Here is a 22,778-nt window from a genome sequence, read left to right on the forward strand (position 1 = left end):
CCTGGTGGATGCATCAAGGGCGCGCAATGGGGGATGCGGGCGGGCAGTCTTCGCGTGCAGGGCTGCCGTGCGCCTGCTCATTTTCCTCCTGCAGACTTTCCTGCGCGGAAGTGAGCATTTCGATCGTGACCACCATGCCGGGGTGTGCCTCGATCAGCGCCTTCTCCACCGCGTAGCGGCAGTTGGCTGCGCGCTGCAGCGTCCACTGCCCGGGCATGTGCAGGTGCATGGAGACGAAGCGCCGGGTGCCCGCCACGCGGGTGCGCACATGGTCGAAGCGCATGTCCCTGGACCGAAAGCGATCGAGCACGGTCTGCAGTTCGGCCAGATCGGCCTCGGTCATCGACTTGTCCATCAGGCCATCGACCGAGCGCCTGACCAGCGAGAACGCCTCGCCCAGGATGTGCAGTGCCACGATGATGCCGATCACCGGGTCGAGCCACAGCCAGCCGGTGACCGGCACCAGCAACACGCCGATGATCACGCCCACCGACGTCCACACATCGGTCATCAGGTGCCGGGCGTCGGCCTCGATGACGATGGAGCGCAGCCGCCTGGCGCCGCGCAGCATCCACAGCGCCACGCCCAGATTGATGGCAGTCGCCAGCGCGGAAATGGCGGCACCCAGCGGCACCGCACTGATCGGCTCGGGATGGGTCAGGCGCTGCCCGGCTTCCACCAGAATGAGCACTGCGGCCACGCCGATGAGCAGCCCCTCCACCCCGCTGGAAAAGTATTCCGCCTTGGTGTGGCCGAAGGGATGGTCCGCGTCCGGCGGCGCCTCGGCAATGCGCACGATGAACAGCGCGAACGCCGCTGCCGCGACATTGACGATGGATTCCATCGCGTCCGACAGAAAGCCCACCGAGCCCGTGACCTTCCAGGCCAGGAGCTTGAGACTGATGACGATGAGCGCCGCAAACAGTGAGGCGCGGAGGTAGGTTCTGGCTTGCATGGTTCGGGCAGTGGGCTGGGCGATGCGTATTGTGCATGGGTGCGGTGTCGGCTGCGCGCCGCGATCGGCGCTGTTTCAGCCTGTCCACGCCTGCGATGACGCGATTGTGAATCGTCATCTTGTCTGGTTAGACTTGCCGCCTTGCCAGCGGCCATGCGCCGCCACGAAACAGAACCATCCCGCACATGGCCTTCAACCTCCCGCCGCTTCCGCTTCCGGTGCCCAACCGGCGCGATCTGATCGCGCTGCCGCTGGTCATTGCGCTGTTTTTCATCATCGCGCATGCCGGGCGGGAAATGGCGGTGCCGTTCCATCTGGGCGAGAACCTGTCGATCTCGCTGTCGCCGCTGGCGCTGCCGGAATACGGCCTGTACACCGTGCTGCGCATGCTCGCGGCGCTGGTGGTGTCGTTCGTGTTCACACTTGGCTACGCCTGGCTGGCGGCGCACAACCGCTACGCCGAGCGCATTCTCATTCCGGCGCTCGACGTGCTGCAATCGGTGCCGATCCTGGGCTATCTGTCGATCACGGTGACCGGCTTCATGGCGCTGTTTCCGGGCAGTCTGGTCGGCGTTCAGCTGGCGGTGATCTTCGCGGTGTTCACCTCGCAGGCGTGGAACATGACCTTCAGCCTGTACCAGTCGCTCAAGACCGTGCCGCGCGACCTGCACGAGGCCGCCACGCTGTACCGGCTCAACGCCTGGCAGCGGTTCTGGAAGGTGGAACTGCCGTTTGCCATGCCCGGGTTGCTGTGGAACACCATGATGTCGATGTCGGGCGGCTGGTTCTTCGTCGTCGCCTCCGAGGCGATCACCGTCTCCGACCAGACGGTCACCGTGCCGGGCATCGGCTCCTACATTGCTGCGGCGATTGCGCACAAGGACCTGGCGGCCATCGGCTGGGCGATCGCGGCGATGATCGTCATCATCCTCGCCTACGACACCCTGCTGTTTCGCCCCATTGTCGCCTGGGCCGACAAGTTCAAGTTTGAAATGACTGCCTCGAGCGAGACGCCGCGCTCGGTGGTGCTTGATTTCCTGCGCCGCACCCGCCTGCTCAAGCTGCTTGCGGTGGTGCCGGCGCGGCTGTGGGAACTCAGCGTGCGGCTCACGCCCAAGGTGCCGCCGCGCCGCGTGCCAGGCAAAGCCCGACAGCGCAGGCGGCTTGCCGACGGGGTGTTCTACGCCGCTCTCGGCGTGCTCGCGGTGTGGGCCGTGGTACGGCTGCTGCAGGTGCTGCCACGCGATTTCGGCTGGCCGATGGTCGGGCATGTCATCGGCCTGGGGCTGATCACCGGGTTCAAGGTGTTCGTGCTGGTGGCGATGTCGGCGCTGGTGTGGGTGCCGATCGGCGTGTGGATCGGGCTGCGTCCGCGCTGGGCCGAAAAGGTGCAGCCGCTGGCGCAGTTTCTCGCGGCGTTTCCGGCCAATCTGCTGTTTCCGTTGTTTGTGGTGGTCATCGTCCACTGGCATCTCAACGTGGACGTGTTCACCGCGCCGCTGATGATCCTGGGCAGCATGTGGTACATCCTGTTCTCGGTGGTTGGCGCCGCCGCGGCGATTCCCACCGACATGCGCGAGGCGGCGCAGAACCTCGGGCTGCGCGGCTGGCTGCTGTGGAAACGGCTGTATCTGCCGGGCATTTTTCCGGGCTTTGTCACCGGCGCGATCACCGCCAGCGGCGGGGCGTGGAACGCGAGCATCGTCGCCGAGGTGGTGAGCTGGGGCGACAAGACCCTGGTTGCCACCGGTCTGGGCGCCTACATCAGCCAGACCACGGCCAGGGGACAGACTGCGCAGATCGCCCTCGGCGTGGGGGTGATGTCGCTGCTGGTCATTCTCACCAACCGGTTGGTCTGGCACCGGCTGTACGACCTGGCGCAGCGCCGCGTGCGGCTGGACTGACCCTGCTTTCACTCGAGGACATCGATCATGGCCGTTCCTGTCGAACACGCGCCCACCGCCGCCACCGCGCAGGGTGTGGACATTTTCCGCACCGAGCATCTGCGCAAGGCGTTCAAGACCCCCGACGGCGCCGAGCTGCTGGTGCTCGACGATGTCAACATGCACCTGAGCGAGGGCGAAATCCTGGTGCTGCTCGGGCGCTCCGGCTCGGGCAAGTCGACCCTGCTGCGCATGCTCGCCGGGCTGGTGCCGAGTTCGGGCGGGGTGGCGCTGCACCGCGGCCAGCCGATCAACGGGCCGGTGCCGGGGCTGGCGATGGTGTTCCAGAGCTTTGCGCTGCTGCCGTGGCTGACCGTGCTGCAGAACGTCGAGCTCGGCCTCGAAGCGCTCAAGGTGCCGGCAGCCGAGCGTCGCGCGCGCGCGATCGCGGCCATCGACCTGATCGGCCTGGACGGCTTCGAATCCGCCTACCCGCGCGAGCTCTCGGGCGGCATGCGCCAGCGCGTCGGTTTTGCCCGCGCGTTGGTCATCAACCCGGACGTGCTGCTGATGGACGAGCCGTTTTCGGCACTGGACGTGCTCACCGCCGAGACCATGCGCACCGACCTGCTCGACCTGTGGACCGAGCGCAAGATTCCCACGCGCGGCATCCTGCTGGTGTCGCACAACATCGAGGAAGCGGTGCTGATGGCCGACCGCATCATCATCCTCGGCTCCAACCCGGGGCGCATCGTCAACGAAATGCGCATCGGCCTGCCGCATCCGCGCAACCGCGAATCGCAGGAGTTCCGCGATCTGGTCGAGGACATTTACGGCGTGATGACCGCCCGCCCCACCGGGCGCGACGCCGTGCGCAAGCAGGCGCCAGGCATTGGTCTGCGGCTGCCGTCACTCTCGGTCAACGCGCTGGCCGGCCTGCTCGAAGAGCTCGACGCGCTGGAAAAGAGCAATGCCAACACGCGCATCAGCCTGCCCGATCTGGCCGAGGACATGCACTTTTCCGTGGACGATCTGTTCCCGCTGATCGAGGGCGTGGAACTGCTCGGTTTCGCCCAGGTGGAAGACGGCGACATCATGCTGCTGCCCGCAGGGCGAAACTTTGTCGATGGCAGCCTGCAGGAGCGCAAACAGTTGTTCGCCCGTCATCTGACCGAGCGCGTGCCGCTGGTGGCGCGCATCCGCGCCGTGCTCGATGAGCGTTTCAACCACCGCGCGCCCGACTCGCGCTTTCTCACCGAGCTCGAAGACCACTTGAGCGAAGACGAAGCCCGCCGCGTGCTCGACACCGCGATCGACTGGGGCCGCTACGCCGAACTCTACGCCTACGATGACAACGCCGAGGTGTTCAGCCTCGACAATCCCGAAGCGGAGGAATGAAAAACGGCGCACCGTAGTGCGCCGTTTTTTCGGGGTTCAGCCGGTCCGATCAGGGCTTCAGGGCTTGACGGCCTGCGTGGCCTTGTCCATTGCGCCGTGCGCCGCATCCGTGGCTTTTTCCTTCAGGGTGCTGACCGCGCCAGCCGCAGCGTCCTTGGCCTTGTCGGCAGCGCCGGAGACCGCATTGGCTCCTGAATGCACGGCGGCACTGGCGGCACCCGCTGCCGCACTGGCTGCGCCGCCAACGGCATGACCGGCTGCGCTGGCCGCGCCCTGGGCCGCGCTGGCTGCATGGTTCACCATGCCACCTGCTGCGCTGGCCGCACCGGCAGCAGCACCATGTGCTGCGCTGGCGGCTGCACCCGCAGCGCTTGCGCCTGCGGCAACCGCAGAGCTGGCGGCTGCTTTGGCTGCGCTCGCTGCGCCGCTGGCAGCTTGTTCCGCTTTTTGGCAAGCCGCCAGCGAAAGCAGGGCGGCGGCGATCAGGGCAATTTTGAATTTCATGAAGACTCCAAGTCGGATTTGGTGGGGGGTGAGACGGATATGCTCCCGTCATCAACTGGAATCTGACCTGATTCTGCGCATTTTCTCAATCCGTACTTGATGAAATTTACAAAATTCCCGCGCTTGCGCGAAACCATGACGTGGTAATTTCGTCACATGACGGGTGTATCGTGCGGCCTCATGTTCCACATTCCGAAAATGAAAAAAACTGTCGATCTGATTTATTTCAATGCCGGCGGTGGCCATCGCGCCTCGGCACTGGCGCTGCAGCAAAGCATCGCGCTGTCCAACCTGCCCTGGCAGGTGCGACTGGTCAACCTGACCGACGTGCTCGATCCGCAGGGCACGCTGCGCAAGTACACGTTTTCACCGGAAGACTATTACAACGCCCGCCTCGCCCGCGGCCTGACCCTGGGGCTGCGACACGAGCTCAAGCTGCTGCAGGGGGCGCTGCGCCTTCTGCACCCCACCCTGCTCAAGATTCTCAAGTTGCACTGGCTGCGCACCGAGCCCGATCTGGTGGTGTCGCTGATCCCCAATTTCAATCGTGCGCTGTATGACAGCCTGACGGCCACACTGCCTGGCGTGCCCTATGTCACCCTGCTGACCGACCTGGCCGATTTTCCCCCGCATTTCTGGATGGAGCAGGGTCAGGACCAGCACCTGATCTGCGGTTCCGCGCGTGCGGTGCAGCAGGCGCTGGACGCTGGTTTCCCGCCAGAGAAGGTCCATGCCACATCCGGCATGATCATCCGCCCGGATTTTTATCGCGCGGCGCAATATGTCGACCGCACCGCCCGCCTGCAGGCGATGGGTTTCGACCCGCAGCGTCCCGTCGGTGTGGTGATGTTCGGTGGTCACGGGTCGCGCAGCATGATGGCGATCGCCGAGCGTCTGCCCGACACCCAGCTCATCTTCATGTGCGGCCACAACGACAAGCTGGCGACCAAACTGCGCGCCCTGCCGGCTGCCGCGCCGCGCCATGTGATGGGGTTCACCAGCGAGGTGGCCGAAACCATGCGGCTGGGCGATTTTTTCATCGGCAAGCCGGGCCCCGGTTCGCTCAGCGAGGCGCTGCATCTGGGCCTGCCGGTCATCGTCGTCCGCAACGCCTGGACCATGCCGCAGGAGCGCTACAACACCGACTGGGTGCGCGACAACGGTTACGGCCTGGTGCTGCCGAGCTTTCGCGCCATTGCGGCAGAGCTGCCGACATTCCTGGCCGAGCTTCCGGCGTTTCGTGCGCGGGTTGCGGCGCACCCGAACCGCGCGGTCTTCGAAGTGCCGCAAATTCTGGAGGGCATTCTGCGCAGCGCCCAGGGGGTGGATGCGCAGGCCAGCGAACTGCTTACCCGCCGCCTTTCTGAAAGTGGGCACTGAAGCGTTGCCACCAGAGCTGGCGTTGCGCGGGGGATTGCGCGTCCACGGTGATGTCGGCCAGCCAGCGTTCCAGCACGATCAGGCCCAGCCGCGTGGGCGCCGTGGGCTGCAGGTGGATCGACCACTGACATCCACCGTCTTCGCCGGAAAACTGGTCGGGTGAGGATTCCTGCAGGCCAGGGAACGCGGCCCTGATCTGCCGCGCAAATTCGCTGCGGGTAATGGCCAGGTCCAGCCGGGCCGAAGCGGGTGCCTGATTGCCAAACATCAGCCGCCCGCCACGGGCGGCCAGATCGCCAGGGTTTCGCCATCGCGCAGCACGCGGTGGTCGCGCTGCTCGGGGTCGATGTAGACGCCGTCCACCAGCACCAGGTGGACCAGCTTCCACGGCAGGCGGAAGCGCTCGACCACGTCCTGAATGGTGGTGCCCGGCGGAATCTCGAGCGCCATCTGGTGACCCTGCCGCGGTTGCGGCAGATAGTCGGTGAGCGTGGCCATCAGCTTGAGGGTGATGCGCACAGGAGTTCGCAGCGTTGCGTCAGCCGCTGCGGTGGGGGATGCGGGAGAGTCCATGTGGTGGGGGTGTACGCAGATTCAATGATGGATCGTGTCGCCGCGACGGTCCTGCGCCTGGGCGCGGGCGAGATAGGCCTCCATCAGCCGGGTCGGATCTTCAAGCAGCTTGTCCTTCCAGCCGCCGAGCTTCACCCGGCCTTCGACCAGTCCGCGCAGCACGCCGATGTGTTCGGTGGTGCCGATGCTGTTGCTGCCCACCATCACATCGCCTTCGAACTGCAGGCTCAGGTGCCGAAAGCCCGCAGGATCGGTCAGTTCCACCCCCTGGCCACCGGGCACGCCCTGCCATTGGCCGAAGCTGGTGGAAATCAGCCCCAGGGTGTCGAGCACGTTGATCTGCGTGACTCCGCGCAGTCTGGCGTGCTTGCCCGCCATGTTCATTGCCGCCACATAGGCCTGATCGACCGCGTTGGGCTGGATGGCGCTCACGATCGGCTTGCCATAGAGGGGGTCGAAGGCCTCGGCGCAGTCGCCCGCGGCAAAGATGCCCGGCACATTGGTCTGCATGCGCTCGTCAGTGAGCACGCCTTGCAGGCATTGCACCCCGGAGTGCTCGAGAAAGCCGATGTTGGGTTTCACCCCCGCAGCCGAGATCACGAGATCGGCGGGCAGGCGCTCGCCGCTGGACAGGCGCACCGCCAGCGGCGCGGCCATGTCGGAGGGGTTGGACTCGATGGACTCGATGCGCGCGCCGGTGTGCACGGTCACACCCTTGGCCTGCACCCAGTCACGGATCATGCCGCCTGCGGTCTCGCCCATCATCCGCGGCACCATGCGGTCGCCCATTTCCACCACGGTGAGTTGCACCCGGCGGCGCACCAGACTCTCCATGATGATGCAGCCGATGAAGCCCGCACCCAATTGGATGACCCGCGCACCCGGCACGGCGAATTTCTCGATGGCACGGGCGTCGTCCAGCGTCCAGCAGGTGTGCACGCGTTGGGCGTGGATTCCCGGGATGGGCGGCAGCACCGGCCTGGAGCCGGTGGCGATCAGCAGGGTGTCGAAGGACTGGGTGCCGCCCGATTCCAGCGCGAGCGTGCGCGCGGCGGGATCGAGCGATTTCACCCGGTCGTGGCGCAGGGTGATGCCGAGTTGCTTCCAGTGCTGCGCATCCTTGCGCAGCCAGGTGCCGCGTTCGGTGATGTCGCCGTGCAGCAGGTAGGGGATCGCCATGCGCGAATAGGGCGGCGCGTCCTCGTCGCCAAACAGCACGATCGCGTCGTCCGCCGGAACATGCTTGCGCAGGGTCTCTGCTGCAACGACCCCTGCCGGGCCGTTGCCGATGATGACGTGGTGTTTCATGTTGTCTGCCTCGATTGCGAACGGATCTCTCGCCGCTTGCCTCCTCCCCCTCGGCGTGGGGGAGGTTGGGAGGGGGAATCGCAGTCGCCCGAACTCCCCACCCCAGCCCTCCCCACGCAGTGGGGAGGGGGGTCAAGTCAGAGCCCCAGCCGCGTACGGGTTTCGGGCTTGAGGGTGCCTTCGGGGGTCCAGCCGCGCAGTTCGTAGTACTTGGGCAGCATCTCCGGCAGGTTGTTCACCAAGCCCTTGGCCGGGCCGGTCTTGGCGGGCTCGGTCAGCAGGCGCGGCGGCAGGGTGTCGTCCTTGGCGGTGAAGCCGGCGCGGTTGTTGTAGTCGCGCTCCATGTTCCAGATGCGCTCGCCAATGGTATTGAGTTCATCCATGGTGAACTCTTCCAGGCAGGCGGCGGCAAGCTGGGGCTGGACGTCGGCAAGGGTCCAGGCGAAGCTGGTGAAAATGCAGATGCCGGCCGAGTCGAACACCGCGGTGGCGTCCTGGAAGGCTTTCACCAGTTCGGGCTTGCCCGCAGTCACCAGCGGATCGGTCTTGACCGGAATGCCCAGCACCTCGGAGGCCACGGTATAGCCACGCAGATGGCAGGCACCGCGGTTGCTGGTGGCGTAGGCCAGGCCCATGCCCTGGATGCCGCGCGAATCGTAGGCCGGGAATTCCTGGCCCTTGACGCTCATGCTGAGTTCCGGATGGCCGTACTTGGCCGTCAGCCGCTTGCTGCCCAGCGCCAGCTCCTTGCCGAAGCCTTCGCCGCGTGCGGTGATTTCGGCGAAGTAGGTCAGCGCCTTGGCCGAACCGAAGGGGGCCTCGATCCCCAGCTGTTCCTTGGTCAGCAATCCGAGGTCATAGAGCTCCATCACGGCACCGACGGTGGCGCCGAAGGAAATCGGGTCCATGCCATCTTCGTTGCAGATGAAGTTGGCATAGGTCAGCGCCTCCAGGTCGTTCACGCCATTGGCCGAACCCAGCGCCCAGGCGGCCTCATACTCCAGCCCACCCGACGCGCCCCAGTACTGCGGCTTGTTCTCGACGCTGAAATGGGTCTCGTCGATCTTGCTGATGCGCCCGCAGGCGATGGTGCAGCCGAAGCAGGCCTGGTTGGTGACCAGGTTGGGCTTGCCGTCGGTCTTGCGCGGCTCGTGCATGGCTTCGCCGGAAATATCCTTTGCGCCTTCGAACTGCACGTCGCGGTGATTGCGCGTGGGCATCGCGCCGATTTCGTTGATCACGTTCATCAGCACCTGCGTGCCGTACTTGGGCAGGCCCTGGCCGGTGACGGCGTTGTCGTGCAGCACTTTCTTTCCCGCATTCACCGCCTGGAAGAAGGCCTTGGGATCGCGCACATTGCCCACGCCCTTGGTGCCGCGCACGGCAATGGCCTTGAGGTTCTTGCTGCCCATCACCGTGCCCACGCCGCTGCGCCCGGCCGCACGGTGCAGATCGTTGACCACGGCCGCGTACATCACGCCGTTTTCACCGGCGCGGCCGATGGAGTTCACGCGGATGAGCGGGTCCTGGTGGTGGTTCTTGATCCAGGGCTCCGTCTCCCAGACAGTCTTGCCCCAGATCGGGGACGCGTCACGCAGTTCGGCCTTGTCGTTCTCGATGTAGAGATAGACGGGCTTGGCGGACTTGCCTTCGACAATGATCATGTCCCAGCCGGCCATCTTCAGCTCGGCGCCGAAGTAGCCGCCCGAGTTGGAGCAGGCAATCGCCCCGGTGAGCGCGCCCTTGGTGATGACCGAATAGCGCCCGCCTGTGGACACCATGGTGCCAGTCAGCGGCCCGGTGGCGTAGATGAGCTTGTTGTCGGGCGACAGCGGGTCCACCTTGGCGTCGACTTCCTCGACAAAGTATTTGGTGGCCAGCCCGCGCTGGCCGATGTACTCGCGTGCCCACTGCATGTTCAGCGGCTCGCTCTTGACAGTGCCTTGCGTGAGGTTCACGCGCAATAGTTTTCCTGCCCAGGTCATGTTCGTCTCCTTGTGTTGTGCGATGTGCGCTCAAGCCGCGGCGTTCTGGTTGCCCAGCTTGTCGGCCCATTGCTGCATGCGCGACAGCCCGGTCCAGCTCGCATCGACATAGGTGATGGCGCCGGTGGGGCAGGCTTCTGCGCAGGCCGGCTCGCCGCCGCACAGGTCGCATTTCTGCACCTTGCCGGTGTCGGCGACATAGTTCACCGTGCCGAACGGACAGGCGATGGTGCAGACCTTGCAGCCCACGCACACATCGTCGAGCACGATCTTCGCGCCAGTGGCGGCGTCGAGTTTGATGGCCTCCACCGGACAGGCGTGCAGGCACCAGGCTTCGTCACACTGCGTGCAGGTGTAAGGCACCTTGCGGCCGGTTTCATGGAAATCGAACACCTTGATGCGGCTCTTGGAGGTGTTGAAAATTCCGTAGTTTTCGTACGAGCAGGCCATTTCGCATTGCAGGCAACCCGTGCACTTGTCCGGGTCGATATGCAGGGACTTTTGCATCTTGCATCTCCTCGATTGTTATGAAGTGTTCCGCCAGCAGACCGCGTTCACGCCCTGGCAAACAGGGGTCAACACCGCCTTGACCAGCCCAATATAGGCCGAGGTTCCAAGGGAAGATAGGCCCGGAATTCGAGTGCTTGAGTAACGCACTCGGAATTGTGCCGCCGCGTTATCCACCTCCAGTGCAACGCGGTTCAAGGACGCCGGTGTTCAGGCTGCCATCACCTTGCGGGCGATGCGCGCGAGTGGACGTTCGATGACATGCTCCATGCGGTGTGGCAGGGCCAGCGGCTTGAGCAGCATCTTCACCGCCTGCTCCATCGGCAACAGCGCGCCCACGCGCCGGTACAGCCGCTGGCACACCTGCTCGAAGGGCACGTCGTCGGCCTCGTTGGGCGCGTGGCGGAAGGCCCAGACATAACGCAGGGCGATGTCCGAATCGCTGGTGCGCAATTCGTTCAGGCGGCGCTTGAGCGCGCCGAAAATGCGCGCGCGAGAGAGGCCGCGCTCGGCATTGAGTTGCCTGAAATAGCGATAGAAGTGCTTGTAATGCTGCACTTCGTCGATGCGGATGCGCTCGGCCAGATCCTTGAGCACCGGCTCGGCGGTGAGGTCGCGCAGGGTCTGGTAATAGGTGGCGGTGCCGGTTTCCACCACGCAGCGGGCAACGAGTTCCAGCGCGCGGTCGTCTTCCAGTTCCTCCACGGTGCACAGGCGCGAGTAATCGGCGAAGAACGCGGCGTAGGCGGTTTGCCAGTCGAATTCGGGCCAGACGGTCTGCACATAGGTTCGGAGGGCGCGACCGTGCTGCAGTTCCTCTGGCTCCCACTGGCTTTGCAGCCAGTCGGCAATCTGCGGCTGGGTGTCGAAATGCGCAACCAGATTGCGGGTGTAGGTGTGCGAGCCCGATTCAACGAACGAGGCGCTGATCAGCAGATAGAACAGATCGTCGTTGTCGTGGACTGCCTCGATCTGGATGCGTGAAAAGTCGATCCAGTCCAGGGTCCAGTGCGGGGTCTCACGGGCGCTGGAATGCGCCTGAACGAGGGGCAGAGAGCGTTCCATGCTGAATCTCCCAGGGTCTGTCATGGTCCAAGAATAGACTGAAAAATCGGCGTCACAGTTTCATCTCCCGGACGGAACGCGCCTAAACTTGTCACCAAGTATGACCCATCCATTCTCGCCAAGGAGCATGTCATGATGCACAAGAAATCGCTTGCCGTTGTGTTGTCTGCCAGTGTGTTCGCGCTCGGGCTTGGCGGTTGCGCCAACATGAACGAGTCGCAGAAAACCACCGCCTCCGGCGCCGGAATTGGCGCTGCGGCGGGCGCGGTGATCGGCGCGCTGACCGCGGGAGGCAACACGGGTCGGAGTGCTGCGACCGGCGCAGTGGCCGGAGCGGCCGTCGGCGCTCTGGGCGGCTATCTGTGGAACCAGCACCTGGAGAAGCAGAAGCAGGATCTGCAGGCGCAGGCGCAGGCGTCTGGCACCGGCGTGCAGGTCACGCAGACGCAGGACAACCGCCTGAAGATGAATGTGCCGGCGGATGCCGGCTTTGCCACCGGAAGCGCCCAGCTCAATGCGCGCATGTATCCCATCCTGGAGAGCCTGGCCACGGGGCTGAACCAGAACCCGGCCGAAACCGTGCAGGTGTTCGGTTTCACCGACAGCACCGGGACCGATGCGATCAACTATCCGCTGTCCGAGAACCGGGCGCTGACGGTCAAGAACTTCCTGGTGTCGCGCGGCGTGGCGCCGCAGCGCATTTCCACCCAGGGCCTGGGCCCGCAGAACCCCGTGGCGAGCAATGCCACGGCGCAAGGCCGCGCGGAGAACCGGCGCGTGGAGATTTACGTTGCCATGCCGGCCAAGGGCTGAAGCGACCGCGTGTGCTGTGGCGGCGCTGCGGGATCAGGCGTTGCGCGACTGCAGCCAGTCCAGCAGGGCATGCTCGGGCATCGGGCGGCCGTACAGATAGCCCTGCATCCTGTCGACGCCTTCTTGTTGCAGCGTGTTGGCTTGCTGCGGGGTTTCCACGCCTTCGGCCACCAGCTTCATGCCGAGTGCGCGCGCCATGCCGATGATGGCGCGCACCATTTCGTGCTGGCGGGGCTGATCCAGCATGCCGCGCACAAAGCTCTGGTCGATTTTCACGGTGTCGAACGCCAGCCGGTTGAGTGTGGACAGCGAGGAATAGCCGGTGCCGAAGTCGTCGATGGCTAGGCGGAATCCCTGCTGCCGCAAGGATCCGGTGATGCGCTCCATCTCCTCGCCCGGTGAGGCTGCATCCGACTCGGTAACTTCCACGCACAGCGCCGCAGCGGGGAGATTGTGCGCTGCCGTGGCGGCCTGGAGGGCAAGCGGGAAGTGCGCGTCGAGCAGGGCTGCGGGAGGAAAGTTGACCGCCATATAGACGTGCTCCGCGACCAGCCCTTGCGTGCGCCATCGGGCCAGCGCCGCGAGGGATTGGTCCAGGATCAAGGCAGTCAGTTCGCTCAGAAGACCGGCCGATTGCGCCAGAGGAATGAAGTCAGCCGGACTGACCGATTGCCCATCTGCAGTGGTCCAGCGGGCCAATGCCTCGAACCCGGCCAGTTTGCCCGTGTTGCACAGGATGGGTTGCCACCACGGCAGGATCTGGCGCTGCGCGATGGCGTCGTGCAGCGCATCGAGAATGCGTTTTTTGCGCTCCTCGGCGGCAAGCGCGCCGACGTCGAACGCGACGGTTCTGCGCTGCTGCTCGCGCGCCAGCCGGGCGGCCAGCTGCGCTGCGGCCAGGCTTTGGCGAGCGTTGCTCTGCACAACGGGTTCGCAGAACAGGCCGATGGTGACCACGGGCCGCAATGTGCGGTTGCCCGAGAGCACGCCCATGGCCAGGCGCTGATGGATGATCAGCGCCTGGGCGTGCAGCGTGGCGAGGTCGGTGCCGGGGTTGCGCGACAGCATCACGATCTGGCTGGATAGCTCGCCGCTGCCGATATGCACTGCGTCGCCCAGTACGCTGGAGAGCGCCTCGGCGATGGTTTCCACGCTGCGGCCCAGGGTGTTGCGGCGCTCGATGTCGAGCTGGCGCTCCAGCTCCCAGAGCTGCACCACCAGGATCCCGAGTTGCGCACCGGTTGTTGTCTGGTGCGCTTGCAGAAAACGGTCGAGCAGATCGGTCAGGCGCAGGAGATTGGGCAGATTGGTGACGCGGTTGACGTAGCGCAGGCCGCTGATGTCGGTGTGCGTTCCGGCCAGCCGCAGGCAGTGGCCCTGCGCATCGCGAATGGCCGCGCCGCGCGTCTCGATCCAGCGATAGTCCTCGTCGCCGCCGCGCATCCGGTATTGCAGGCGGAAGGTCTGCTGCTCGGGCGTGCCGAGAAAGCCGCTGAAGGCCTGCTGTGTGGCAGTCGCGTCGTCCGGGTGAATGCGGCGCATCCAGTCGTCGATGGTGTGCGGCGCGGCGTCCTCGCTGCAGGCGAGCAGGGCGAACCAGTTGCCGGAATGCAGCAATTTCCCGCTGGCGCTGTCCCAGTCCCAGACACCGTCGTTGGTTGCGCTGAGCACCAGAGATTCCCGTTGGCGAACGGCGTGCAGGGTGCGGGCCGCGTGGGCGCGCTCCAGTTGCGCCCGCAGCCGGGCGCGGACGATGGGATAGTCGATCGGCTTATTGAGATAGTCGTTCGCGCCGGCTTCCAGCGCCTCCTCCAGCCGCTCGGTTTCGTCGAAGGCGGTTACCATCAGCACGGGCAGCAGCTCGGCGCTGTGGGTCTGGCGGATCGCGCGCAGCACCTCCAGGCCGCTCATGCCGGGCAGGCCGATGTCGAGCAGCACGCCATCGGCCGCGTGCTGCGGCAGCAAGGCCAGCGCGGCTGGGCCGTCTGCCGCGCCGAGGACGGCAAAGCCATCGCGCTGCAGGCGCCGTGCAAGGAGATCGCGGCTGGCGGGATCGTCCTCGACGATCAGGATGGTGCTCTGGTTCCAGCTCCAGTTGGCGTGGTCGGTTTGCATATGGCGCTCAGCTGGTTGTCCCGGATTGTGCGATACGGATGCGATCGAGTCGCTGCAGCAGATCGTCGAAATCCAGCGGCTTGGTGAGATAGGCGCTCACGCCCAGCGCGGCGGCGCGCTGGCGGTCTTCCTTGAGCGAGTGCGCGCTGAGAATCAGAACCGGCATATGCAGACCCCGATCACGCAGTGCGCCGAGCAGGCCCCAGCCATCGAGCACCGGCATGTCCAGATCCAACAACACTGCGTCTGGTGCGGGCTGGCTGCACAGCAAGTCCAGCGCCAGCGCGCCGTTGGCAGCCTCGCTGACCTCATAACCCCGGCGACGCAGTCTGCGCACCAGCATGTCGCGGTTGAGTGGGTCATCCTCGGCCAGCAGCAGTCTCATGCCCCGTTCTCCGGGTTTGGCGCGCTCAGTGGCAGCAGCAGGGTGAAGGTCGATCCCTCTCCAGGCGCGCTCTGCACCGAGATCGTTCCGCCCAGCAGTGCAGCGAGCGCAGCGCTCAGAGTCAACCCCAGACCGGTGCCGCCATAGTTGCGCGAAATGCTGGCATCGGCCTGGGTGAAGGCATCAAACACCCGGGCGCACTGCTGGGCTGTCATGCCGATTCCGGTGTCGCGCACGCTCCATGCCAACGCGGGCGTGGAGCCGTTCAGCGTGGCGGGGCGCAAGGAGAGAATGATGTCGCCATGCTCGGTGAACTTGGCAGCGTTGCCCAGCAGATTGAGCAGGCATTGGCGGATTTTTCCGGGATCGCTGTGCATCACCCCCACCTGCTGCGGCAGGTCGAGTTGCAGGCGGTTGAAGCGATGCCGCACCAGCGCGCCCACGGTGGAGGCCACGCTGCGGGTGAGTTCGGCTGGGTCGAACGCTTCCACCAGGGCCTGCGCATGACCGGCTTCGAAGCGGCTGAGATCGAGCACATCGTTGATCAGCCGCAGCAGATGGCGCCCGGCATCGCGCACCGCCTGCAGGTCGGTGCGGCTTTGCGCCAGCGGCACGCCGTCGTCCATTTCCTCGATGATCAGCTCGGCATATCCGATGATGGCGTTGAGCGGAGTGCGCAGCTCATGGCTCATGCTGGCGAGGAACTGGCTCTTGGCCAGGGCAGCGGCTTCTGCGGCTTCCTTGGCTTCGCGCAGCGCAATCTGCTGCGCCTCGCGCTCTCCCAGGTCGCGGCCGACGCCGATCAGCCCGACGGTTTTGCCCTGCGCGTCGAGCAGGCGCGAGGCGGCGAATTCATAGGGCCGGAGCGTGCCGTTCGCAAGCTTGAGGCGCGCCACCACACGTCCCTCACCTTTGGTGAACACCGTGAAAATGGTCTTGAGCACCACAGGCCAGTCCCGCACGGCCAGATGTTGCTGCACGCTGCTGTCGGCGAAGGTCTGGGCGTCCATGCCCACGGCGTCGAGGGTGGCCTGGTTCCAGCGCAGGAAGCGCAGACGGGTGTCGAAGGCATAAACCAGGTCGGGCATGGCCGCAAACAGCCGCTGGGTGAACTGCTGCTCGTTCTGTAGTGCCTGCAATTGCGCCTGCTCCTGGGTGAGATCGTGGACCAGGCCGACGAACCAGTGGGTGTCGCCCACCTGCACCTCGCTGACTGCCAGGCGCATCGGAAAGGTGCTGCCGTCGCCGCGCAGGCCACGCACATCGCGTCCGGTGCCGATGATGTGCGGCTGGCGGGTGCTGAGAAAGCGTTGCAGATAGCCGTCGTGCGCGCTGCGCCACGGCTCGGGCATCAGGTCATTGAGCCGCAGCTTGCGTAGCGCGCCGGGCGCGTAGCCGAACAGGGTGTGCGCTGCGTTGTTGGCATTGCGGATCTGTCCGCTCGTGTCGATGACGATGAGGCCGTCGAGCATGTTGTCGAACACCGCCTGCAGCAGGGCGCTGCGCTCGGCCACGCGGCGATCGAGCGCTTCGGCCTGCTGCTGCACCTGGTCGATCAGCCGCCCGCCGGAATCGAGCAGGAAGTTGATGAGCAGGGCGAGCTTTTCCGCGGTGGGATCGGCCAGCGGATTGCGCACCACGAAATCGACCTTCTGATCGACCGCCAGGCAGAGCTGGTCGGCCATCTGCTCCACCGCCTGCCGCAAGGCGGCGTCGCGTGCGGCTTGCGTTCCGTCGTCCGCGCGGCTCATGTGGACGCGCTGGCTTCGGGCCAGTGCAGGTGGAACACGCATTGCGCTTCGCCGCGCTGGCGGCATTGCGCCACGGAAACTTCGAGCGTGTCGCCGTAGAGCTGCGCCACTTCGCGCGCCAGCGCGAGGTACAGGCCGCACCAGCGGCGGGCGGAGTTGTAGGTCACGCTCAAATCGCCGTTGTCCAGCGCGGTGATCTGAAACTTGTCGTTGATTTTCGAGCGCAGGGAGGGATCGCGCAGGCCGGAGGCCATGACATTGTGGATGGCCGCCTGCCGCGCCAGAAAGGCGCGCGAGTCGGCGGACATGGCATAGAACGCCGGAAAGCGCGCGCGGGTCTCGGCCAGGAACACCCGGGCGAAGGTCTCGAACGCCTGCTCCCGCGTGACCTGCAGCACGGCGCAGGCCTGCTCAAGCAGCGTGTCGGCCTGCGCGTCGTCGTAGTCGGTGTCGATGCGGAAGTGCATGTCTGGCGGCAGACCGGCGCGCCGCAGGATTTCGGCGCGGGCGTCTGGCACGCCGCTAGCGTCCGCCATGGTGAGCAGGGTTTGCTGGATCAGACCGATCATGATGCGCGATTGTCGGGAATGGCTCGGCTTGCCGGGTAACGGCACGCCGCACGCGGACTTGAGGGTCGGATCTTCAGGCAGCTGCGGGCAAGCGCGCTGCCGCCTCCACCTCCTGCACTGCCCTGCACAGCGCTTCAAAACACCGCGGGTCGAGCGCGGTGCCGACGGTCTTGGACATGATCTGCAGCGTTTCGGGAATGGGCACAGCGCCGCGGTAGGGGCGGTCGGCGGAGATGGCGTCGAAAATGTCGGCTGTGGTGATGATGCGGGTTTCCAGGGCGATGTGCTCCGCAGCAAGCCTGCGTGGATAGCCGGTGCCGTCCAGCCGTTCGTGGTGCGCGCCCGATACGCGGGCCAGCTCGGAAAACGCATCGATGCGGCCCAGGATGCGCTCGGTGTAGGTGGCGTGCATCTGCACGGCTTCCCACTCATCCGGGTCGAGCTTGCCCGCCTTGTCGAGAATCGCATTGCTCACGCCGAGCTTGCCCACGTCGTGCAGCAGCGCGCCGCGGTACAGCCAGCGGCGACGCTCGGGGGGGATGTCGAGCTGGGTGGCAATGTGATCGGCGTACAGCGCCACGCGCGCGCTGTGCCCTGCGGTGTAGGGGCTTTTGGCGTCGACGATCTGGCCGAAAGCCGCGGCGATTTCGTCGAGATAGTCTTCGTCCAGCGGCACGCAGCATTGCGCGGGCTCCAGCGCCAGCACCTGTCTGCCGAGATCGGGGTCGCGCAGCGCTTGCCAGAACGCCTCGCCCTGCGACAGGACAGTGAAGGCGTCGACCAGTTCGGGGTCGAACCAGCTGCCGCGGCGGCGGCGCACCTCCTCGCGCGCCGCGGCCGGGCCGCCTGCGGTGAAGAACACATCGACCACCTGGGCCAGCAGGGCCATGCGGGCGTACAGCGGAATGTTCTCGCCGATCAGCCCTTCGGGCTTGCCGCTGCCGTCCCAGTGTTCATCGAGACCGTGGATGCCCTGCGCCACGCTTTCCGGAAAACGCAATTGCCGCGCGATGTCGGCGCCGCGCTGGCAGCGGGTCTGGATGAGTTCCTGCGCGATGCCGCTGCCGTTGCGAAAGATGTTGAGTGTGGCGCGAAAGCGCTCGGCCAGACCGCTGCGCAGCCCGGTGTGATCGAGCACGAAGCGCAGCACATGCGGCAGGCTGCCGTCGAGCAGCTTGAAGTCGCGCTTGAACTGCAGGTCGTCGGCGAGGTAGAGCTCGCAGATGCGGGCCGCATTGCTGCTGCATCCCAGGTCCTTGAGCAACAGGGTGTAGTACAGCTCCCACTGCTGCTGTGCCGCAAGGCCGATTTCGCGGCCTACCGACATGCCGATCCAGGCACAGCGCACGCAGTGGCCCTCGGGCTGGCCCTCGGTCATGTCGAGCGCATGGCTCAGGGCGCTCATCAGTTCGGCGAGTTTCAGATCCTTCATGCGACGAGCATAAAAGCGCAGCGTTTCCCCTGTTTGTTGCACTGCCGCATCCATCGAGCGAAAGTGTGACATTCCTCACGAATTTCGGGAGTACACCCGGCGCATGCGGGAATGCCGCCCTCCCTACAATGGCGCTTTACCTCCCAGGCCCGCCCGCGCCGGCCGCCGTTCCCGATGAACGCCCCTGCACCACATGCCCCCCAACTGATCCCCGCGCTGAGCCAAGACGCGGCGGATGCACCAGCCCGCCTGCGAGAAATTCCCTACAACTACACCTCGTTTTCCGACCGCGAAGTGGTGATGCGCCTGCTGGGCGAGCAGGCCTGGACGTGGCTGAACCAATTGCGGCAAGAGCGGCGCACCGGGCGCTCGGCGCGCATGCTCTACGAGGTGCTGGGCGACATCTGGGTGGTGCAGCGCAACCCCTTTCTGCAGGACGATCTGCTGCAAAGCCGCAAGCGCCGCGCTGCGCTGATCGGCGCGCTCGAACACCGTCTGCGCGAAATCGACCGCCGCCGCGACGACAGCGCACACAGCGAAGGCGAGCATGCGCAGCGCGACGCGCTGGTGCGGCAGTTGCTCGACCGCGCCCGCGCTGCGGTGGCCGCGTTTGCCGCCTGGTTCGACGAAGCTGCGGCGCTGCGCCAGCGCGCGCGCCGGGTGCTCGGACGCCACAGCGCGCAGGGTGCAATCCGCTTCGACGGCATGGCGCGGGTGTCGCACGTGACCGATGCCACCGACTGGCGGGTGGAATATCCCTTTGTGGTGCTCTGCCCCGACAGCGAGGACGAAATCGCCGGGCTGGTGCAGGGCTGCATCGAACTGGGCCTGACCATCATTCCGCGCGGCGGCGGCACCGGCTATACCGGCGGGGCGATTCCGCTGGTGTGGAAAAGCGCGGTGATCAACACCGAAAAGCTCGACCGCATCGGCCCGGTCGAATACGTCGAACTTCCCGGGGTTGCGCACCCGGTGCCGACCATTCACACCCCGGCCGGGGTGGTGACGCAGCGCGTGGCCGACGCGGCCGAAGCCGCCGGTCTGGTGTTCGCGGTCGACCCGACCTCGGCCGATGCATCGTGCATCGGCGGCAATGTGGCGATGAACGCCGGAGGCAAGAAGGCGGTGCTGTGGGGCACGGCGATCGACAACCTCGCCTGGTGGCGCATGGTCGACCCGCAAGGCCGCTGGGTCGAGGTGCAGCGGCTGGACCACAACCTGGGCAAGATTCACGATGTGGAGATGGCGCGGTTTGAAATCCGCACCCTTGCCGCCGACGGCAAGACGCTGCTGGACACGCGCGTGCTCGAGATTCCCGGCGCGCGCTTTCGCAAGGCCGGGCTGGGCAAGGACGTCACCGACAAATTCCTCGCCGGCCTGCCCGGGGTGCAGAAGGAAGGGTGCGACGGCATCATCACCAGCGCGCGCTGGGTGCTGCACAAAATGCCGCCGCATGTGCGCACCGTGTGTCTGGAATTCTTCGGCCAGGCGCGCGAGGCCATTCCCAGCATCGTCGAGATCAAGAACTATCTCGATGCCCGCCCGGGCGGCGCGATTCTCGCCGGGCTGGAGCATCTGGACGACCGCTATCTGAAGGCCGTGGGCTATGCCACCAAGAGCGCGCGCGGCACGCTGCCGAAAATGGTGCTGTTTGGCGACATCGTCGGTGACGACGAAGCCGCGGTGGCCCGCGCCGCTTCCGAAGTGGTGCGCATGGCCAATGCCCGCGTGGGCGAAGGCTTCATCGCGGTGAGTGCCGAGGCGCGCAAAAAATTCTGGCTCGACCGCAAGCGCACAGCGGCGATCGCGCGCCACACCAACGCGTTCAAGATCAACGAGGACGTGGTCATTCCGCTGCCGCGCATGGGCGAATACGTCGATGGGGTGGAGCGCATCAACGTCGAGCTGTCGCTGAAAAACAAGCTGGCGCTGGTCGCCGAAATCGACCGCGCTTTGCGCGGCGCCCTGCCGCTGGCGCGCAACGAGGAGTTGGCCGAGGGCGAGGCGCCGCTTTCCGCCGACGAGCTGCAAGCTAAGCGCGCGCAGGCGCTGGAACTGCTCACCGCGGTGCACGCGCGCTGGTCGTTCTACCTCGAACAGCTCGACACCCCGGTGGCGGCGCTCACCGACGCGCAGCGCGCGCTGTCTCCGGCGCTGCTGGCGTTGCCGCCCAGCGATTTCGCGCCGGGCCGCACGTTGTTTCATCTACTGCAGGATCGCACGCTGCGCGCGTCGTGGAAAGCCGAGCTGCGCAAGCCGCTGGCCGCCGTGTTTTCCGGCGGGCTGTTCGAGCCGCTGCGCCGCGAGATCGACGCCATCCACCAGCGCGTGCTCAAGAGCCGCTGTTGGGTGGCGCTGCACATGCACGCTGGAGACGGCAATGTGCATACCAACATCCCGGTCAACTCCGACGACTATGCGATGCTGCAGCAGGCGCATGACGCGGTGGCGCGCATCATGGCGCTGGCGCGCAGCCTCGGCGGGGTGATCTCGGGCGAGCACGGCATCGGCATCACCAAGCTGGAATTCCTCACCGAAGACGAGATCGGCGCGTTTCGCGCCTACAAGCGTGCGGTCGATCCCGAAGGCCGGTTCAACAAGGGCAAGCTGCTCGACGACCCGGCGCATCCGGCCGACCTGCGCAATGCCTACACGCCCAGCTTCAACCTGATGGGGCATGAGTCGCTGATCATGCAGCAGAGCGACATCGGCGCGATCAGCGCGTCGGTCAAGGACTGCCTGCGCTGCGGCAAGTGCAAGAGCGTGTGCGCCACGCACGTGCCGCGAGCGAATCTGCTGTATTCGCCGCGCGACAAGATTCTCGCCACCTCGCTGCTGATCGAGGCATTCCTGTACGAGGAGCAGACCCGGCGCGGCGTGAGCATTCGGCACTGGGAGGAGTTCGAGGACGTGGCCGACCACTGCACCGTCTGCCACAAATGCGTCACCCCCTGCCCGGTGGACATCGACTTCGGCGATGTCACGATGAATATGCGCAACCTGCTGCGCAAAATGGGCAAGAAGAGTTTCAAGCCAGGCAATGCCGCGGCGATGTTCTTCCTCAACGCGACCAAGCCGCAGACCATCAAGCTGGTGCGTTCGGCCATGGTCGGCATGGGCTTTCGCGCGCAGCGCATGGCGGTCAAGCTCCTCAAACCGGCGGCCAAGGCGCAGACCGCGGCGCCCAAGCTCACCGTGGGCAAGCCGCCGGTGCGCGAGCAGGTGATTCACTTCATCAACAAGCCCATGCCCGGCGGCCTGCCCAAAAAGACCGCGCGCGCGCTGCTGGACATCGAGGACAAGGAGTTCGTGCCCATCATCCGCAACCCGCAAGCGACGTCGGTGGACAGCGAGGCGGTGTTCTATTTCCCGGGCTGCGGGTCGGAGCGGCTGTTCAGCCAGGTCGGGCTGGCCACCCAAGCCATGCTCTGGCATGCGGGGGTGCAGACCGTGCTGCCGCCGGGCTATCTGTGCTGCGGCTATCCGCAGCGCGGCGCGGGCCAGTTCGACAAGGCCGAGAAGATCATCACCGACAACCGGGTGCTGTTCCATCGCGTGGCCAACACCCTGAACTACCTCGACATCAAAACCGTGGTGGTGAGCTGCGGCACCTGCTACGACCAGTTGCAGGGCTACGAGTTCGAGAAGATCTTTCCTGGTTGCTGCATCATCGACATCCACGAATTCCTGCTGGAAAAGGGTTATCGCCTCGGTGCGGATAACGGCGCGAACCCGGTCAAGTATCTCTACCACGACCCTTGCCACAGTCCGATGAAGCTGCAGGAGCCGATGAAAACGGTCAAGGCGCTGCTGGGCGACGATGTGCGCAAGAGCGAGCGCTGCTGCGGCGAGAGCGGCACCTTCGGCATCTCGCGCCCGGACATCGCCACACAGGTGCGGTTTCGCAAGGAGGAGGAACTGCGCAAGAACGAACTGGCGCTGCGCGCCGACGGTTTTGCCGGCGACATCAAAATCCTCACCGCCTGCCCGTCCTGCCTGCAGGGCCTCACCCGCTACGGCAACGATCTGCAGCACGGGCTGCTGCAGGCGGATTACATCGTGATCGAGATGGCGCGCCATCTCATCGGCGAGAACTGGATGGCCGATTACGTCAAGGCCGCCAACGCGGGCGGCATCGAACGCGTGCTGGTGTGA

At 65.7% G+C, this 22,778-nt stretch carries 18 protein-coding genes; 5 read left to right on the forward strand and 13 right to left on the reverse strand.

From position 1 onward, the window contains the following. Nucleotides 1-13: 13 nt before the first annotated feature. Nucleotides 14-955 (reverse strand): cation diffusion facilitator family transporter, encoded by a 942-nt coding sequence (locus tag AC1ZQA_RS02215; RefSeq protein WP_482678216.1) that lies wholly within the window; start codon nt 953-955, stop codon nt 14-16. A 185-nt stretch (nt 956-1,140) separates the two neighbouring features. Between AC1ZQA_RS02215 and AC1ZQA_RS02220 the strand changes: the two genes are divergently transcribed. Together AC1ZQA_RS02220 and AC1ZQA_RS02225 are read left to right on the forward strand one after the other, a co-directional pair. Continuing rightward, the gene (locus AC1ZQA_RS02220) at nt 1,141-2,859 is read left to right on the forward strand and encodes an ABC transporter permease (protein ID WP_482678217.1); all 1,719 of its coding nucleotides are present in this window, start codon (nt 1,141-1,143) and stop codon (nt 2,857-2,859) included. A 27-nt stretch (nt 2,860-2,886) separates the two neighbouring features. Then, the gene (locus AC1ZQA_RS02225) at nt 2,887-4,236 is read left to right on the forward strand and encodes an ABC transporter ATP-binding protein (RefSeq protein ID WP_482678218.1); all 1,350 of its coding nucleotides are present in this window, start codon (nt 2,887-2,889) and stop codon (nt 4,234-4,236) included. 57 nt (nt 4,237-4,293) lie between these two features. Here the strand turns inward: AC1ZQA_RS02225 and AC1ZQA_RS02230 are convergent, their stop codons facing one another. After that, on the reverse strand, nt 4,294-4,740 hold the full coding sequence (locus AC1ZQA_RS02230) for a hypothetical protein (RefSeq protein WP_482678219.1): 447 nt from the start codon (nt 4,738-4,740) through the stop codon (nt 4,294-4,296). Between the two features lie 198 nt (nt 4,741-4,938). Between AC1ZQA_RS02230 and AC1ZQA_RS02235 the strand changes: the two genes are divergently transcribed. Beyond that, nucleotides 4,939-6,120 carry a glycosyltransferase gene (locus tag AC1ZQA_RS02235; RefSeq protein WP_482678220.1) on the forward strand — a complete coding sequence of 394 codons (1,182 nt, stop codon included), beginning with the start codon at nt 4,939-4,941 and terminating at the stop codon, nt 6,118-6,120. Here AC1ZQA_RS02235 and AC1ZQA_RS02240 read toward each other — a convergent pair. The 6 genes from AC1ZQA_RS02240 to AC1ZQA_RS02265 all read right to left on the reverse strand — a co-directional run bounded on the left by AC1ZQA_RS02240 (nt 6,089) and on the right by AC1ZQA_RS02265 (nt 11,558). Beyond that, complete coding sequence (locus AC1ZQA_RS02240; RefSeq protein ID WP_482678221.1) at nt 6,089-6,388, reverse strand: hypothetical protein; 300 nt, start codon at nt 6,386-6,388, stop codon at nt 6,089-6,091. The two genes, AC1ZQA_RS02235 and AC1ZQA_RS02240, sit on opposite strands and share 32 nt — an antisense overlap. Continuing rightward, a complete protein-coding gene (locus AC1ZQA_RS02245; RefSeq protein ID WP_482678222.1) occupies nt 6,388-6,693 on the reverse strand; it encodes a MoaD/ThiS family protein in 306 nt (101 codons plus the stop codon). The genes AC1ZQA_RS02240 and AC1ZQA_RS02245 overlap by 1 nt, the downstream gene beginning before the upstream one ends. A 21-nt stretch (nt 6,694-6,714) precedes the next feature. Then, on the reverse strand, nt 6,715-8,001 hold the full coding sequence (locus AC1ZQA_RS02250) for an NAD(P)/FAD-dependent oxidoreductase (protein ID WP_482678223.1): 1,287 nt from the start codon (nt 7,999-8,001) through the stop codon (nt 6,715-6,717). Between the two features lie 137 nt (nt 8,002-8,138). After that, the gene (locus tag AC1ZQA_RS02255; RefSeq protein WP_482678224.1) at nt 8,139-9,986 is read right to left on the reverse strand and encodes an aldehyde ferredoxin oxidoreductase family protein; all 1,848 of its coding nucleotides are present in this window, start codon (nt 9,984-9,986) and stop codon (nt 8,139-8,141) included. Nucleotides 9,987-10,016: 30 nt separating this feature from the next. Then, on the reverse strand, nt 10,017-10,493 hold the full coding sequence (locus AC1ZQA_RS02260) for a 4Fe-4S dicluster domain-containing protein (protein ID WP_482678225.1): 477 nt from the start codon (nt 10,491-10,493) through the stop codon (nt 10,017-10,019). A gap of 210 nt (nt 10,494-10,703) precedes the next feature. Continuing rightward, nucleotides 10,704-11,558 (reverse strand): ferritin-like domain-containing protein, encoded by an 855-nt coding sequence (locus AC1ZQA_RS02265; RefSeq protein WP_482678226.1) that lies wholly within the window; start codon nt 11,556-11,558, stop codon nt 10,704-10,706. 132 nt (nt 11,559-11,690) lie between these two features. On the opposite strand from AC1ZQA_RS02265, the gene AC1ZQA_RS02270 reads away from it, so the two are divergent. After that, nucleotides 11,691-12,371, forward strand: coding sequence for a YiaD family glycine zipper/OmpA-like lipoprotein (locus AC1ZQA_RS02270; protein WP_482678227.1), 681 nt, complete (start codon nt 11,691-11,693; stop codon nt 12,369-12,371). 33 nt (nt 12,372-12,404) lie between these two features. Here AC1ZQA_RS02270 and AC1ZQA_RS02275 read toward each other — a convergent pair whose 3' ends face one another. The 5 genes from AC1ZQA_RS02275 to AC1ZQA_RS02295 all read right to left on the reverse strand — a co-directional run bounded on the left by AC1ZQA_RS02275 (nt 12,405) and on the right by AC1ZQA_RS02295 (nt 18,623). Further along, the gene (locus tag AC1ZQA_RS02275) at nt 12,405-14,486 is read right to left on the reverse strand and encodes an EAL domain-containing protein (RefSeq protein WP_482678228.1); all 2,082 of its coding nucleotides are present in this window, start codon (nt 14,484-14,486) and stop codon (nt 12,405-12,407) included. A 7-nt stretch (nt 14,487-14,493) separates the two neighbouring features. After that, complete coding sequence (locus AC1ZQA_RS02280) at nt 14,494-14,871, reverse strand: response regulator (protein ID WP_482678229.1); 378 nt, start codon at nt 14,869-14,871, stop codon at nt 14,494-14,496. Then, a complete protein-coding gene (locus AC1ZQA_RS02285; RefSeq protein WP_482678230.1) occupies nt 14,868-16,622 on the reverse strand; it encodes a PAS domain-containing sensor histidine kinase in 1,755 nt (584 codons plus the stop codon). Before AC1ZQA_RS02285 ends, AC1ZQA_RS02280 begins: the two co-directional genes overlap by 4 nt. Next, complete coding sequence (locus AC1ZQA_RS02290; RefSeq protein ID WP_482678231.1) at nt 16,619-17,191, reverse strand: heme NO-binding domain-containing protein; 573 nt, start codon at nt 17,189-17,191, stop codon at nt 16,619-16,621. The genes AC1ZQA_RS02285 and AC1ZQA_RS02290 overlap by 4 nt, the downstream gene beginning before the upstream one ends. 73 nt (nt 17,192-17,264) lie before the next feature. Beyond that, nucleotides 17,265-18,623, reverse strand: coding sequence for an HD-GYP domain-containing protein (locus AC1ZQA_RS02295; RefSeq protein WP_482678232.1), 1,359 nt, complete (start codon nt 18,621-18,623; stop codon nt 17,265-17,267). A gap of 174 nt (nt 18,624-18,797) precedes the next feature. Between AC1ZQA_RS02295 and AC1ZQA_RS02300 the strand changes: the two genes are divergently transcribed. Continuing rightward, nucleotides 18,798-22,778 carry a DUF3683 domain-containing protein gene (locus tag AC1ZQA_RS02300; RefSeq protein ID WP_482678233.1) on the forward strand — a complete coding sequence of 1,327 codons (3,981 nt, stop codon included), beginning with the start codon at nt 18,798-18,800 and terminating at the stop codon, nt 22,776-22,778.

It is taken from the genome of Thiomonas sp. DCM-2 (genome assembly GCF_056820905.1).